14 protein-coding genes are annotated in these 14,546 nt (G+C 44.5%); all 14 read right to left on the bottom strand.

Annotated elements, in window-relative coordinates; genetic code table 11:
- Positions 1-55: 55 nt before the first annotated feature.
- Positions 56-370, bottom strand: a complete 315-nt coding sequence (locus tag MHB85_RS11300; protein WP_036609332.1) for a hypothetical protein — start codon at positions 368-370, stop codon at positions 56-58.
- A gap of 52 nt (positions 371-422) precedes the next feature.
- Positions 423-1,832, bottom strand: coding sequence for a DUF342 domain-containing protein (locus tag MHB85_RS11295; protein WP_192132327.1), 1,410 nt, complete (start codon positions 1,830-1,832; stop codon positions 423-425).
- A 62-nt stretch (positions 1,833-1,894) separates the two neighbouring features.
- Positions 1,895-2,683: a FliA/WhiG family RNA polymerase sigma factor gene (locus tag MHB85_RS11290; RefSeq protein ID WP_017689160.1), complete on the bottom strand. Its 789-nt coding sequence runs from the start codon at positions 2,681-2,683 to the stop codon at positions 1,895-1,897.
- 15 nt (positions 2,684-2,698) lie between these two features.
- Positions 2,699-3,142, bottom strand: a complete 444-nt coding sequence (locus MHB85_RS11285) for a hypothetical protein (RefSeq protein WP_091017278.1) — start codon at positions 3,140-3,142, stop codon at positions 2,699-2,701.
- Positions 3,143-3,146: 4 nt separating this feature from the next.
- On the bottom strand, positions 3,147-3,644 hold the full coding sequence (locus tag MHB85_RS11280) for a chemotaxis protein CheD (protein WP_017689162.1): 498 nt from the start codon (positions 3,642-3,644) through the stop codon (positions 3,147-3,149).
- Positions 3,637-4,257 carry a chemotaxis protein CheC gene (locus MHB85_RS11275; RefSeq protein ID WP_091017763.1) on the bottom strand — a complete coding sequence of 207 codons (621 nt, stop codon included), beginning with the start codon at positions 4,255-4,257 and terminating at the stop codon, positions 3,637-3,639. The genes MHB85_RS11280 and MHB85_RS11275 overlap by 8 nt, the downstream gene beginning before the upstream one ends.
- Before the next feature lie 10 nt (positions 4,258-4,267).
- Positions 4,268-4,729, bottom strand: coding sequence for a chemotaxis protein CheW (locus MHB85_RS11270; protein ID WP_036609340.1), 462 nt, complete (start codon positions 4,727-4,729; stop codon positions 4,268-4,270).
- A 41-nt stretch (positions 4,730-4,770) separates the two neighbouring features.
- Complete coding sequence (locus MHB85_RS11265) at positions 4,771-6,843, bottom strand: chemotaxis protein CheA (RefSeq protein WP_192132329.1); 2,073 nt, start codon at positions 6,841-6,843, stop codon at positions 4,771-4,773.
- A 32-nt stretch (positions 6,844-6,875) separates the two neighbouring features.
- Positions 6,876-8,318: a protein-glutamate methylesterase/protein-glutamine glutaminase gene (locus MHB85_RS11260; protein WP_091017282.1), complete on the bottom strand. Its 1,443-nt coding sequence runs from the start codon at positions 8,316-8,318 to the stop codon at positions 6,876-6,878.
- 32 nt (positions 8,319-8,350) lie between these two features.
- Complete coding sequence (locus MHB85_RS11255) at positions 8,351-9,238, bottom strand: MinD/ParA family protein (protein ID WP_091017284.1); 888 nt, start codon at positions 9,236-9,238, stop codon at positions 8,351-8,353.
- Positions 9,235-10,587 carry a flagellar biosynthesis protein FlhF gene (flhF, locus tag MHB85_RS11250; RefSeq protein WP_091017286.1) on the bottom strand — a complete coding sequence of 451 codons (1,353 nt, stop codon included), beginning with the start codon at positions 10,585-10,587 and terminating at the stop codon, positions 9,235-9,237. The genes MHB85_RS11255 and flhF overlap by 4 nt, the downstream gene beginning before the upstream one ends.
- Positions 10,584-12,617, bottom strand: a complete 2,034-nt coding sequence (flhA, locus tag MHB85_RS11245; RefSeq protein WP_091017288.1) for a flagellar biosynthesis protein FlhA — start codon at positions 12,615-12,617, stop codon at positions 10,584-10,586. The genes flhF and flhA overlap by 4 nt, the downstream gene beginning before the upstream one ends.
- A 25-nt stretch (positions 12,618-12,642) precedes the next feature.
- Entirely contained in the window at positions 12,643-13,725 is a 1,083-nt protein-coding gene (gene flhB, locus MHB85_RS11240; RefSeq protein WP_188310541.1) for a flagellar biosynthesis protein FlhB, read from the bottom strand.
- 23 nt (positions 13,726-13,748) lie between these two features.
- Positions 13,749-14,537: a flagellar biosynthetic protein FliR gene (gene fliR / locus MHB85_RS11235; RefSeq protein WP_017689171.1), complete on the bottom strand. Its 789-nt coding sequence runs from the start codon at positions 14,535-14,537 to the stop codon at positions 13,749-13,751.
- Positions 14,538-14,546 lie beyond the last annotated feature (9 nt).

Genomic DNA, 14,546 nt, shown 5'->3' with positions numbered 1-14,546 from the left:
CTCCTTCTGATTCAACCATCGGTGCGCAAGGCTTCATGTCTATAACAACCATCTATTATAATGACAAATCTATGTGTTTACCTTTGTACGGGTGCTCTGCAGGTTTGACAGTTTCTTGAGCCTGAGCAGTCTCCTGTCCATCGGAACCACTCTGCTGATCCCCATCATGGTTATGACCATCACGCACCGAAGTCTGTGAAGTTTCGTCCATTGCTTCACTTCGTTGCCTTGCTTCATTTGCTTCTTTCGACGTTTGCTCTGCCAAAAGATTCTGATCCGTAATCGGTCGCTGTTGGGCTTCACTTTGATAACGTCCCGCTTCACTTGTTCGTGGTACCGCAATCTGCAACTCCACTGCTTTGAAACTCATACGCTCACCTCACGGTTTCGAATGGATTTCTTCCTGTGACTGAATGCTGTACTTAAACGTATGGAACCATCGTAATATCACCATCGTGATAATAAAATGAAATTCGACTCACTGGATCTTTAATAAATTTCGTGTATCTGCCGATAACTATTTTAGAGCCTCCATAAATCATCTTCAGAATATCAACACGAGCCTTACTTGTATCTTCAAGTGCCTTTTCAATTTCAAAGATACGCATTTTCGTTTCTTCACTTATACGAAGAGCAGATTTCTGCGTAGCATTCAGCTTGATTCGCATCGACATCTTATCTGGAGTTAGTTGTCCAGCGGCAGCTAATTGATCCAGCAATGTCAAAGCTTTCTTCGTTTTGTCCAAGGAATCCATCTGCTCTCTGACTTCCTTGCGCAAATCATTGAGTTCGTTACGCAACTTTGGTAGCACACCAACTTCAATGGAAGTGACCGTGGACATGCTGTTGCCCACAACACGCGCTGAGACGTTCTGACCAGCCTGGATCGAGCCACCAACAATAAGACCCTTGGTTCCCGCACAGATGACACCGTGGCCAGCACGAATATTGGAGTGCATAATACTTTGGGAAACCAGAACATCTTCACCGGCATCTACGTTGCCTTCTTGAATGAAAGTACATTTAACATTATGGCCTGCTTGTACCAGTCCTTTGTTATAACCAATAATACCACCGGTAATTTCGATTGAGCCGCCTGCTTCCAGTTCAGCTCCTTCGACACCTCCGACGACACGAATGTCACCTGCTGCTTTTACTTTAAATCCGGTAAGTACATTGCCTCGTATGACAACTGTGCCTACAAAGTCGATATTACCGTTATTGTAGTCAACATCACCATTGACTTCATAAACAGGAAACACATTCAGTTTGTTACCGTCCGTTTTGGTAACCAGCCCATCCAGTGCAGCATACATCGCAGAACCATCCGGGTTAATCACAACGTTTTTCCCAACTTTAAACCGAGCTTCTTTTCCCGGACGATAAGGAATTTCCTCACCCGTTACTGCCCTGCCTGGTATGCCATCGCTAGGAGCGATCCGCTCTGCAATGATCTGGCCACTACGGACATTGTTTAACCGGGTCACTTCTTTGTAATCGACAGTTCCATCTTCCGATTCGAGCGGTCGTCGTTCGTTCGTATCGTCCATTCCAACCAGAATCTTGATGAATCCATCTGTTCCCTGAATGGGAGCGATACCTTCGGCAATCTTGTATTTATCTTTTAAATAGGTTTCAGGGTTGCTCACAAAAAGTAATAATGCCTCTCGCGATACACCTTGTCTGATGCCCTTGTCCGCCACAAATTGTTCAAGTTCATCAATCGTGCAGGCAAAGCCTTCTTCCTCTTTGGAAAATTCAAGGTAGGCTGTGCATTTGTCGTCCGATAAAACAATGTTTAAACATTGTTCCAAAGCAGTCCGCTGTGTCACCGCAATTCTTCCCCCTTTTAGACTTTCCACTCCCCAAACTCCAATGATATTACTTCTCTCTATTAATCTTTACGCATCAACAAATCTTTCTGTTTGTCCAACGTGCCGCGTAATCGTAATATTGCCTTGGAATGTAACTGGGATATACGAGACGGAGAAAGGGACATAACCTCAGCAATTTCACTAAGAGAAAGATCTTCGTAATACAATAGTGAAACAACCGTTCTCTCTTTTACCGTCAACTTGTCAAGCCCTTGCACCAAAGCTTCCTTCAAATAAAACTCATTCACTTTATAATCCGGATTTTTGGCTTTCTCATCCACCATCAAAGACAGACGAGTCTCAGACTCTTCTTCACGAATTGGATCCTCCAGCGAGCAAAGTGACATGACTGCCACTTCCTGAAGCATATGTTGAAAATCTTTAGTGGATACGTCCAAGTACTCGCTCATTTCCTCATCACTAACAGACCTGAGATAACTTTGTTCCAGCTGTTGATAGGCGTCTTCAATTCGCTTGGCCTTCTCACGCACAGAACGCGGAACCCAATCACCTTGACGCAGACCGTCAAGAATGGCTCCGCGGACCCTCCATGATGCATAAGTTTCAAATTGCAGACCACGTTCATAGTCGAACTTCTCCAATGCATCAATTAAACCCATAACTCCATTGCTTTCCAAGTCATCCTTGGGAACATTTTTGGGCAAACCAACAGCCAGTCGACCGGATACATAATTTACAATATGAAGATACTTTTCAATCAAAGTTTTCTTGGCTTCAAGATCTCCATGTTCTTTCCACTTTTCCCACAGATCAGAATGGTTCAAATGTGAAGCTTTACGCTCGTTCAATTGCTTTCACCCTCCTTATTTGTCTGTCAGGTGACGAACGGCCTGCGCCAATTCCTCCGGATCCTTGGTCCGGACAAGTTTAGGCGGATCCAAAGGGGCGAATCCCGTTGGAGCTTTCGTCTCAGATGGCGGAAGATCGTCCCCAGATGAAGCGTTCTGTCCATTCTTGAGCAAATCATTCAGCTCTTGTCCATCGTCTTCGATTTTAATGTCCACCTGTGAACCTCTTTGATCTTGAGCACTTGGTGAATCATAACCATACCCATTTCCCTCGATCTGAGGGTTCAGCAGCAATCCCAATCCCCAGCGTAAACCATATGCAAGGACAAACCAGGCTACGAATCCGATCAATCCGCGAATTAAACTGGTCATCAGCACATTGCTGCTGTATGCTACAAAAAAAGTAAGAATAAACCCAACGATGCCTGCTCCAAGATTAATGCGGTAGTTTCCTATCATAGTCTTATAGTTCCTTTACACCCATTTGTACGCTTCGAATAGTCAAAAGTCCAGTTTCACAATCCATCTCAATCGTTCGTCCATAATTCCCACCCGTATCTTCTGCTAGAAGAGGGATATTGAGTTTTTGAAGCCACTCTCGACAAGAATCTGCATTCCTTGGTCCAATACGCATTGTATCTCCAGCGCCAGCAAAGGCAAACATCTGAGAGCCTCCGGCCATTTTAGACACAATACGTGAGTGTGAAGCGCCTAGTTTAATCATCTTTTCCAAAAGCTCAGGCAACGCCGTATCCGCATATTTCGCAGTGTTCAGTTTCCCTTCACGGGCGATCTCTGAAGTAGGAAGCATGACATGCGCCATTCCAGCCAGCTTCAAATGTGGGTCATACATTGTTAATCCCACACACGAACCCAAGCCAGTCGTACGGATTACACCAGGAAGATGAGCGATGTTTAAATCCGCCATACCGACTTTAACGACGCTTTTGTCCTCAATCATGGCTCAGTGGCACCCCTAGCGATTCAAATATCTTTGCAAAGGATGGTGGATCCGGAATGAGGAAAAACTGACCCTCAACTTGATCTTCACCTTCAAAGAAAGATGTGTCAATCAACAATGCAGCGTCACCCATCTCGCCAAATTGCAGCAAGCCATAACTTAGAATGGCACCTGCCATGTCGATGGCAAGTCCAGGGACAGTTGGATACATAGACAACTTCGTGAAATCTGCCAGAGAAGAAAGATAGGATCCAGCCAAAATATTTCCAATCTCGGAAAGCGCTGATTGTTCCATATCTGTAAAATCGAGTCCTTCTTTCAGATCAAACCCGGCAAGTCTATTCAACAACATTTTAGCAGCCTCTGGTGTCATCATAAAGAAAAGATTTCCCGGTGCTTCGCCTTCTACACGAAGAAACACGGTCACTACGATGCGTTCATCTCCGCCCACTTTTTCGGCAACTTCTTCAAAAGGGAGCATTTGTACTGTAGGTACACCCATGTCAATCGGTCTGTTGAGGAGTTGAGACAACGCCGTTGCGGCGTTGCCTGCTCCAATGTTACCGACCTCTTTGAGCACATCCATCTGGAATACCTCAAATCGGTTGAACATCTCCACGGTACTAGCCCTCAACACTTTCCAGCTGTACAATCTCGCTTTTATTTAATACTTCGTTTAGGTTGAGCATGATCAACAAGCGTGAATCCTCCAATTTAGCAACACCTCGCAAGTATCTCGCCTTGACGCCGCCAACCACTTCTGGTGGGCTATCGATCGCACTGCTCTTGATATCAATAACATCATTGGCAGAATCTACGATAAAGCCAACTTGCATGTCGTCTACACCTACGATAACAATACGAGTCTGATCCGTGTATTCCGTTTCCGGAAGGGAGAAACGACCGCGCAGATCAATGACTGGAATTACAACACCGCGTAGATTAATAACTCCTTTTACAAAGGAAAGTGTCTTGGGAACACGGGTAATTGGCATCATGCGCTCAATCGTCTGAACCTTGTCTACCTCAATACCATACTCTTCGGAACCCAATTTAAAGACGATGACTTTCAACTCTTCTTCCATATAAAAAACCTCCCTATTAAATGTAAGACTTAGCTCTATGCTTATTTAATAAATGCATTAGGATCAAGAATCAGGGCTACTTGTCCATCTCCGAGAATGGTTGCTCCAGAGATTCCTTCAATAGCAGGAAGATAGGTTCCCATTGATTTGAGAACAATCTCACTTTGTCCAATAAATTCTTCAACAGCTACGGCTGCAAGACGGTCGCCTTTACGAATCACGACAATTTCTGTTTCTTGCTCATCAGCGTCATTGAAATCCGGTACAGAGAATACTTCGCTCAAAGACAAGTACGGAATCAGTGACTCACGGAACGTGATCATTTTATTGCCGTGAATATTACGAACTTGCTCACGTTGTACAATGGCCGTCTCTACAATGGAGGACAACGGAACAGCATATTTCTCTGAACCAAGTCGTACAAGCATTGCAGCAATAATGGATAGTGTCAACGGAAGCTGAACAGAGAAGTTCGTGCCTTTGCCTGGAGTTGAATGAATCGTTACATTACCGCCAAGCGAAGTGATCTTCGATTTTACTACATCCAAGCCAACGCCCCGGCCAGAGATATCCGAGATAATATCAGCAGTACTAAAACCAGGTGCGAACAACAGTTGATTCACTTCATCATCACTCATCTTGGCACCTTGTTCTTCGGTAACAACACCACGTTTGATCGCTGTTTTCAAAAGCTTGTCGCGATAGATACCTTTACCATCATCTTCAATCTCGATAAATACGTGATTTCCACTGTGGAAGGCACGCAGGTTTACTGTACCCATCTCTGGTTTACCTGCAGCTACACGCTCTGCAATGGATTCCACACCATGGTCAACCGCGTTACGCAGTAAATGCACAAGCGGATCACCAATCTCATCAATTACCGTACGATCCAGTTCCGTCTCAGCACCTGTAATCACCAGATCGATTTTTTTATCAAGTGTCTTAGCCAGATCACGGATCATGCGCGGGAATCGATTAAATACGGTATCTACCGGAACCATCCGCAATTTCAGTACAATATTTTGCAAATCTGTGCTAACTCGACTTAAATGAGCTACTGTATCGGATAAATCATTGTTGCCTGTCTCACTCGCCAGTTGCTCCAGACGTGAACGGTCAATCAACAATTCACTGAACAGGTTCATCAATACGTCGAGACGTTCAATATCCACACGAATGGTACGTGAAGGTGCAGCAGCTTGCTTCGGTGCAGCTGTTTTAGCTGGTGCCGTTGTGGTTTCTTCTTTGGGTACAGAATTCTTATCCGGCGAAGCAACCTCAGCTAAAGCTGTTGGTGCGGGTGGCGCTTCAACTGTAGCTGCTACCTGATTAGCCATCTGCTGAAGAGTCTCCTGATCCAGTTGAATGAGCTTTGCACTTTCAATCTCAGAGATACTCATGATGCCTTCTTCCAGTTCGTGCGCCTCTTTAGTTGTTATGTAATACAACGAGAAACTGCGCTCAAACTTCTCCTGCTCAATATCCTGAACGGATGGGTAAGCCTTAACGACTTCACCCGAACGTTCCAGCATATCAAAGACCATATAAGCCCGTACACCTTTTAACTGGCTATGCTCGCTAACAAGCACATCCACGTAGAACACACGATGACCTTCGGCGATCGACTGATCCAGCACTGAATATTGGAATTCATCCAGCTCCACAGCCGAAGAGATTGAAGCGTTAGCCGGCTTGTTTGTTTCTGTAACAGGTCCATTTCCGTTTGTCATTTCACCATTTTCAATGGCTTGAAGTGAAGCTACGATTGACGACACATCTGCTTTACCTTGTCCACCTTCGGTAATATCCTGAACCATGGTTTCCAAAGCGTCCAGACTCTTGAACATGGTATCAAAAATGAAATCCTGCATTTTCAATTTCTCATTACGAACCAGATCCAACACATTTTCCATTTTATGTGTAAGTGATGCCAAATCTTCAAAGCCCATAGTTGCTGCCATACCCTTCAAGGTATGAGCAGAGCGGAATATAACCTGAACTATGCCCAGGTCTTCCGGATTGCCTTCAAGTTGAAGCATGTTTTCGTTAAGCGATTGCAGATGATCATTAGACTCATCAATAAACATGGATAAATATTGGTTCATGTCCATTGTGAGGCACCTCCTCCGTGAGTTACACTCCGTTATTTCACTGCTTGAACTAGTTTAGAAGCAATCTCCTGCAATGGCAGAAGATGACGAACGCATTGCAGCTCTACAGCAGAGCGCGGCATACCATATACAACACATGTTTCTTCATTCTCGGCAAAGGTTGATGTAACTCCAGCTTCGTATAATCTCTTCATCATACGTGCTCCATCACTTCCCATTCCCGTTAGCAAAACAAGATGCCTTTGTAAAGATGTAAACGGCAGAAGTGACTCAAACATCGTATCCACTGAAGGTCTATGTCCATTCACTGGTTGGTCTTCAGTCAATTTCACAATAAACTTCCCGTCTGCTGTTTTGTTAACTTTCACATGGAATCCACCGGGTGCTATATAGGCGGTTCCTTTTTTCAGAACCATTCCATCTTCAGCTTCAACCACATGCAGTGGACTGAATGTATTCAATCGTTGAGCCAAAGAACGTGTGAAATTGGGCGGCATATGCTGCACAATAATGACCGGTGCAGGCAAATCAGCAGGCAACTGCTCAAGCAAAGTTTTGAGAGCCCTCGGTCCACCCGTAGAACAACCTATTGCCACAAGTTTGTTGAATGGTCCTTCCAGCCCCCCTCCACCTTTGGGAACAGGATTAGGCTTGATTACATCCTTGGCTTTTGCAGAGGCAGAAGTTGCCGCTATTTGATCAGCTGCCACTCTAGCTGCATTAGGTAGTCGAACTTCCTTTGGAGTCTGTACTGGATTAGCTGACCTCACTGCTTTTTCTGCCTTCGCCCCCAAATTACGCTCAGCTTTTGGCAAAGGCTCCGGTTTATTCTCTACGCGATCTGGTTTTGAAGGTGACAATGGTTCAATGGGTTTCTTTGCTTTGGCCTGAAAGGCTTCAGTCCGCTCTCGAATAGAGCGTTGAATCGTCTCGACAGATTCGATCGTTTTTTTCACGGGCTCCGCTCGATCCCTGGCCGGCAGTTCTTTCTGCAATGGCTGAGTTGGGGGAGCAACTGCTCCTCGCAACATGTCTCTATTTTTCATGGATAACTCACGATCAGCTTTTCTTTTGATCTCATTCATCGCAGCTCGCATGCGTTCAACCAAGGCTTTACCAACTTGAGCAATATCCTGGTCATGTGAAATAGATGGTTTGCGAATGAAGTCAAATGCCCCAGCTTCAAGCGCCATAATGGTTTCTTTCATGCCTTGTTCATTGATACCAGAGAGCATAATCACAGGAACGAAAGATTCCTTCATAATTGATTTTAATGCATCCAACCCATTCATTTCGGGCATCTCAACGTCCATTGTAATAATATCGGGTTTCAATTCTAGTGATTTTTGAATCGCTTCTCTACCGTTTGATGCCGTTGCCGTAACCTTGAATTCCGGATCCGCTTGGATCAAATCCGTAACAATCTTACGCATAAAAGCGGAATCATCGACAACCAATACTTGATACGCCGCCATGTTGTGTCACCCCTGTTTCCTTTATTCAGAAATCACGTTGTCCGTTTAAGCCACTTATTCATAAATCCCCTGATTCCTGTCAAGGTTCCGGATCCCGGAGTTGCAGGTACAGCCAGATAACGAAGAGCAAGTTTCTCTATATCTTTAGAGGCTTTGGCATTCGGATAAGCCAGACTATAGGGCATTTGCCTTTTAACCGCCTTGACTACCTGGGCGTCTTCTGAAATATACCCAAGCAGCGGAATATCCGTCTGCAAAAACCGCCTCGCCACTCCAGCTATTTTTTCTGCCACCCGTTCCGCTTCTCGTTCGTCTTCCACCCGGTTAACGATCATCCGAAAGGGCGTAGCATTTTCCTGGCCGTGCATAACTTTGACTAAAGCATAAGCATCGGTTATTGAAGTCGGTTCAGGTGTAGTTATAATCAGGCATTCATCAGCAGCACCGATGAACTTCATATTCTCTCTGGAGAGTCCTGCCCCAGTGTCAAAGATGACATAATCCATTTCCTGGGCAATATCCTCGACTTGACTGGCGAAAAACTCCAGATCACGATCTGACAATGAGAACAACTCTTTCATGCCCGATCCTCCAGCAATGTAAGGCAAGCCACTGGCACCCAGTTGTATGATTTCCCTTATGGTTTTTTGTCGGTACAACAGGTGGTAAAGATTATAGGAAGAAGACGTACCCATAAGAACATCAATATTAGCCATTCCAATATCAGCATCAAATACAAGTACCTTTTGCCCCAAAGCCTGCAACGCCAAGGCAAAGTTCAGTGTGAAATTGGATTTACCAACACCTCCCTTACCACTGGCCACAGTAATGATTTTCGAGGATCGAATATCTCGCTCAATGCCTTCCAATTCCAATGGCGCGGAGACCATACTTCGAAGTGCAGCTGCCTGATCCTTCATTGTGACCATTCTCCCAGCAACTGTTTAGACAACGAATCTGCATCTGGTTTCAACAAATCGTCCGGAACATTTTGTCCATTTGCCACATATGCGAGCTTGAGTGGAAAACGGTGTAACAAGTTAAATAGCGGACCGCAACTCCCAGTCTCATCCATTTTGGTAAAAATCACCTTATCCAGTCCATATTTACTGAAATGTTCCGTGATCTGCACCATATCAGCGCTTTTGGAAGTCATGCTCATGACCAGAAAGGTTTCGCTATTCTCTACAGGAGCAAGCAAACTTTGCAGTTCTGAAACAAGTAATTCATTTCTGTAGTTTCTACCCGCTGTATCCATAAAGATCAAATCACAATTCTCTAATCGAGAAATGGCACGTTGTGTATCACCGGGCGATTGTACCACCTCAAGTGGAACATTCAGTATAGAAGCATATGTTCTAAGCTGTTCTACCGCCGAGATCCGATACGTGTCTGATGTAATGAATCCAACTTTACGCTGTTTTTTGAACATTTGTTCAGCAGCCAATTTTGCAATCGTCGTAGTTTTCCCTACACCGGTTGGTCCAGCTACATAGACGATTCGAGTGGTTGGAAGAATGCCTTCTTCAATACGTTGCTCCAAAAAGTGCATGACCTCAAGTTTCACCGCTTGTTCTACATCCTGTTCTTTCAATCCATCCTCAGACCATTTTGCTTGAATTGAATCAAACCAGGATTCCCATACTTCAGGCCAGACATCTTGTTCTGTCAAACGCTCTCGGATCGGTTGCAGTTCCTCTGGCACAGGGTCTGCAGAAGTACCTTGCTTTGAAAGCCTGGTCACCATTTGTTTAAGATCCTGCAATTCAGTCATCAACTTATCCTGCTGCAGGTCTGAACCTGTTGGCTTTGGACCAGTTGTTGAACCCGAAAAATCCGCCCCTTGCGGTCGCGGTTTATGATCCATGCTCGAAGAACCTGAGCTGCTGTCTATGTCTGAACCGATATTACGCGATTCAAACACAGACGGAGCAGCAGCAGATTGGTCCTGTACACTTTGATCAGCTGTATTCGTTGTAGCCGACTCATCAGAAGCCGCAACAAACGAACGAGCTGTTTGCCGATAAGCCTCAGGTACAAATGCACGAGGTACAGGTGTGAATTGATTTTGTACTGGCTTTGTTGTTTGCTTGTTTTCTTCCTTATCCACTGCAGCTACAACTTCAATCCTTTTTTTTCGAAACATTCCCATCACTCCGCCCACCTTAATCTCTTTGGTGGACAGAATAACAGCATCACTTCCCAGGTCTTTGCGAATTTGAAGCATAGCTTCGGGCATGGTCTCAACAACGTATTGTTTTACTCTCATAAGTTCACCACCCCGATACTTTGAATTTCAACATTCGGCTCCAACTCGCTGTAGGAAAGCACAGGAATGTCCTGCATAGTACGTTCAATAACCTGACGCAGATACATCCGAATGGTTGGAGAAGTTAATACAACAGGTTGTTGACCTGATTGAATCAAACGGTTTACTTGTTCACTGAGCTTCTGATATACACTTTGTGTAGAAACAGGGTCTAACGCAAGATAACTGCCTTGATCCGATTGTTGCACACTTTCAGCAATTTTCTTCTCAAGACCAGGTCCAACCGTGATCACTCGAAGTGTCTCACCTTTCTGTGAGAACTGCTGAGTAATCTGACGCGAGAGGGATTGTCTGACGTATTCAGTCAGCACATCAGGATCTTTCGTATACGTACCATAGTCAGCCAGTGTCTCGAAGATGGTCACCATATCCCGAATAGATATTTTCTCACGCAATAACTTAGCAAGCACTTTCTGTACATCACCAATGGAAAGTAGAGAAGGGATCAGTTCATCCACAAGGGCAGAATAGTTCTCTCTGAGATTATCCACAAGTGCTTTTGTCTCTTGTCTTCCAAGTAACTCATGCGCATGTTTCTTAATCAGTTCCGTCAGATGTGTAGCCACAACGGAAGGCGGATCAACGACCGTATATCCTGCAAGTTCGGCTCTGTCTTTGGTTACTTCATCAATCCATAGTGCTGGAAGTCCAAAAGCAGGTTCCGTCGTTTCAATACCTGTTACAGACTCCTCATCATAGCCAGGACTCATGGCAAGGTAATGATTCAACAACAGTTCTCCGCCACCTACCACATTACCCTTGATTTTGATAACATACTCATTGGGTCTGAGCTGGATATTATCTCGAATCCGTATGACCGGAACGACTAACCCCAGTTCAAGAGCACACTGCCTCCGAATCATAATGATCCGATCCAATAAGTCCCCACCCTGCTGATTATCAGCAAGCGGGATTAAACCATAACCAAATTCAAACTCAATAGGGTCCACCTGAAGCAGGTTAATTACACTTTCAGGACTTCTAACCTCTTCAATCTGCTGTTCTTCTTCCAACTGTTCTTCCGCTACTTGTTTCAAATTCAGATTATTCTGCATACGCCACGCGGCATATGCCAACACACCTGCCAACGGAAGCGTAGTAATAACATGAATGGGTGTGAAGAAACCGAGCATGGCAATAACGAAAGCTACGATATAAATTAGTATTGGATATGTAAACAGTTGCCCCGTAATATCATCTGCCAGGTTTCCTTCTGAAGACGCTCTGGTGACGATAAGTCCTGCTGCTGTGGAAATAAGCAGAGCCGGGATTTGGCTTACCAATCCATCTCCGATAGTCAGTACAGAGTACGTTGACATTGCATCTGCAAAAGCCATCCCATGCACAGTCATACCGATAATGAACCCACCTATGAGATTGATCAGGAGGATGATAATACTTGCAATTGCGTCACCTTTTACGAATTTACTTGCCCCATCCATCGCTCCATAGAAATCGGCTTCACGTTCAATTTTGGAACGACGCTCACGAGCTTGTTGCTCGTTGATTAGACCCGCATTCAGATCCGCATCGATACTCATTTGTTTACCAGGCATCGCATCGAGGGTGAATCGGGCAGCAACTTCAGCTACGCGCTCAGACCCCTTTGTAATAACGATAAACTGAACAACAACGAGGATCAAAAACACGATAAATCCAATTGCAATTTGCCCTCCAGCAATCCAGCTACCAAAGGTAGCAACTACGGCTCCCGCATCCCCATCACCAAGGATTAGCTTGGTTGTCGAAATGTTCAGTGCCAGTCGGAATAGTGTAGTGATCAACAGCAAAGCTGGAAAAATAGAAAACTGCAACGCTTCTTTGCTGTTCATGGCAACAAGGAGTATCATCAGTGCAATTGAAATGTTGACGACGAGCAACAAGTCCAACAGCCAGGGCGGGATCGGGAGAATCATCATTAACACAATGCCAATGATACCCGCAAGGACAGCTATATCTTTAATCTTCAATGAATGTACGGCCTCCGATCCCCTTTTATTTCGTTCTGCCCTTTAGTTTATATACATAAGCCAGCACTTCAGCTACCGCTTGAAACAAATCGGCCGGTATAGCGTCACCAATCTCGGCTCTCTGGAACAATGCCCGTGCCAGCGGCTTGTTTTCCATCGTAATAACACCGTTTTCTTTGGCAATTTCCTTAATACGCAAGGCGACATAATCCTGACCTTTGGCAATAATCTGTGGTGCCTCCATCTCGGAACCTTCATACTTTAGCGCAACCGCAAAGTGGGTCGGGTTCGTGATGATTACATCCGCATTCGGCACTTCCTGCATCATACGCTGCATTGCCATACGACGCTGGCGTTCCCGGATTTTACCTTTGATCAGCGGATCACCTTCCATTTTCTTGTACTCGTCTTTGATGTCTTGCTTGGACATACGAATCTTCTTCTCATGGTCATACTTCTGATACATGTAATCAAATATCGCAAGTATCATTAATGCCACTGCAATCTTGATCCCAAGACTTAAAGTGATCGACGCAGCGAAATGTAAAATAGCATCCAATGAAAAATGAGAAAGTGAAGCAATATCTGACTGGTAGCCCTTAATTGTACTGTAAACGAGATAACCGATAATCGACATTTTCAAAATGGATTTAGCAAATTCCACTAATGAGCGGAGAGAGAATATATTTTTGAAACCTTTAATCGGGTCCAGTTTCTCAAGTTTTGGCTTCAAACCTTCCCCTACAAGAAGAAAACCAACTTGCATGTAGTTAACGATCAAAGCAACCAGTAACGCACCCAGCAAAACGGGAGCGATCAATAACAAAACTTCAATGCCATAGCGCATCATAAGCGCCATCACATTCTCTCCGGTGATATCCATACTCAATCGATTGATGAAGATATCTGTAAACAGACGAACTATACGTTCTTTATAGTAATTGCTGAATACCATCATGATCAAAAACACGATTAGGAGAATGGATGCGCCAGATAGTTCAGCGCTTTTGACAATCTGTCCTTTTTTTCGTGTATCCTGTCTCTTTTTCGGGGTAGCTTTCTCCGTCTTCTCCCCTGAAAACAACTGGAGGTCGAGTTGAAGTTTCATTTGTGTCTTTTCCTCCGTTTCACTCAGCCGGGCCTTTGTCCAATGGTTCCAAGCAATTTTTCCATCGATCTGAATATCGCTTCGAACAATTGACTAAATACAAAGGAGAAACTGGGAACCAGCAAAAGCAAAATAGCAAGACCAACGAGTAACTTAAGCGGCAACCCAACTGCAAATACATTAAATTGAGGAGCAGTTTTGGCCAAAAAACCTAATCCAACATCCGTCAAAAACAACGCAACTACAATCGGAGCCGACATCTGAAAAGCCAGCATAAATGATTGACCTAAGGTCTGAATCAAAAATTCAGCAATACTTCCATCTGCCAACCGTAGGAAAAACACATTCGATAATGGTACCCACCGGTAACTGTAAACGATCGCATCCAGCAAATAATGGTGTCCATTCATCGTCAGAAACAGAAGCATAGCAAATGCATACTTCAAGTTACCCGTAAGTGGCGCTGAAGCACCTGTCATTGGATCATATACATTGGCCATACCAAAACCGATCTGTAGATCGATAAAGGTTCCCGCAGTCTGAACAGCCGTCATCAAAAGATAAGCCACAAAACCTAAAAGCAGGCCAATTAGAATCTCTCTGATGATCAATAAAACATAGCTCAGATCGGTGGGTACGGTCTGGTCTATTCCGTAAATCAGATAGACAGACAATGTGACAAATGCAGAGATACCAATTTTAACTGAAGTCGGCACATTTCGAGCCGAAAAAACTGGCGCAGTTACAAAAAATGATGTGATTCGACAAAACATAAGCAGAGCGACAGGGAAACTTTGCAACAATGTCTCCATCTGCTAAAG

The organism is Paenibacillus sp. FSL K6-4396 (assembly GCF_038002525.1).
GTDB classification, from domain to species: Bacteria; Bacillota; Bacilli; order Paenibacillales; family Paenibacillaceae; genus Paenibacillus; species Paenibacillus amylolyticus_B.
Note: the sequence above shows the minus strand (reverse complement) of the source record. Positions and strands in the feature narration are given on the sequence as shown.

Bases quoted from the DNA above. Each gene is read 5' to 3' on its own strand.
- MHB85_RS11270 (WP_036609340.1), bottom strand. From the start codon at position 4,729: ATGGAAGAAGAGTTGAAAGTCATCGTCTTTAAATTGGGTTCCGAAGAG.
- flhB (WP_188310541.1), bottom strand. From the start codon at position 13,725: ATGAAACTTCAACTCGACCTCCAGTTGTTTTCAGGGGAGAAGACGGAG.
- MHB85_RS11275 (WP_091017763.1), bottom strand. From the start codon at position 4,257: ATGTTCAACCGATTTGAGGTATTCCAGATGGATGTGCTCAAAGAGGTC.
- flhF (WP_091017286.1), bottom strand. From the start codon at position 10,587: ATGAGAGTAAAACAATACGTTGTTGAGACCATGCCCGAAGCTATGCTT.
- MHB85_RS11260 (WP_091017282.1), bottom strand. From the start codon at position 8,318: ATGGCGGCGTATCAAGTATTGGTTGTCGATGATTCCGCTTTTATGCGT.
- MHB85_RS11300 (WP_036609332.1), bottom strand. From the start codon at position 370: ATGAGTTTCAAAGCAGTGGAGTTGCAGATTGCGGTACCACGAACAAGT.
- MHB85_RS11255 (WP_091017284.1), bottom strand. From the start codon at position 9,238: ATGAAGGATCAGGCAGCTGCACTTCGAAGTATGGTCTCCGCGCCATTG.
- MHB85_RS11285 (WP_091017278.1), bottom strand. From the start codon at position 3,142: ATGATAGGAAACTACCGCATTAATCTTGGAGCAGGCATCGTTGGGTTT.
- fliR (WP_017689171.1), bottom strand. From the start codon at position 14,537: ATGGAGACATTGTTGCAAAGTTTCCCTGTCGCTCTGCTTATGTTTTGT.
- MHB85_RS11265 (WP_192132329.1), bottom strand. From the start codon at position 6,843: ATGGACATGAACCAATATTTATCCATGTTTATTGATGAGTCTAATGAT.
- MHB85_RS11280 (WP_017689162.1), bottom strand. From the start codon at position 3,644: ATGATTGAGGACAAAAGCGTCGTTAAAGTCGGTATGGCGGATTTAAAC.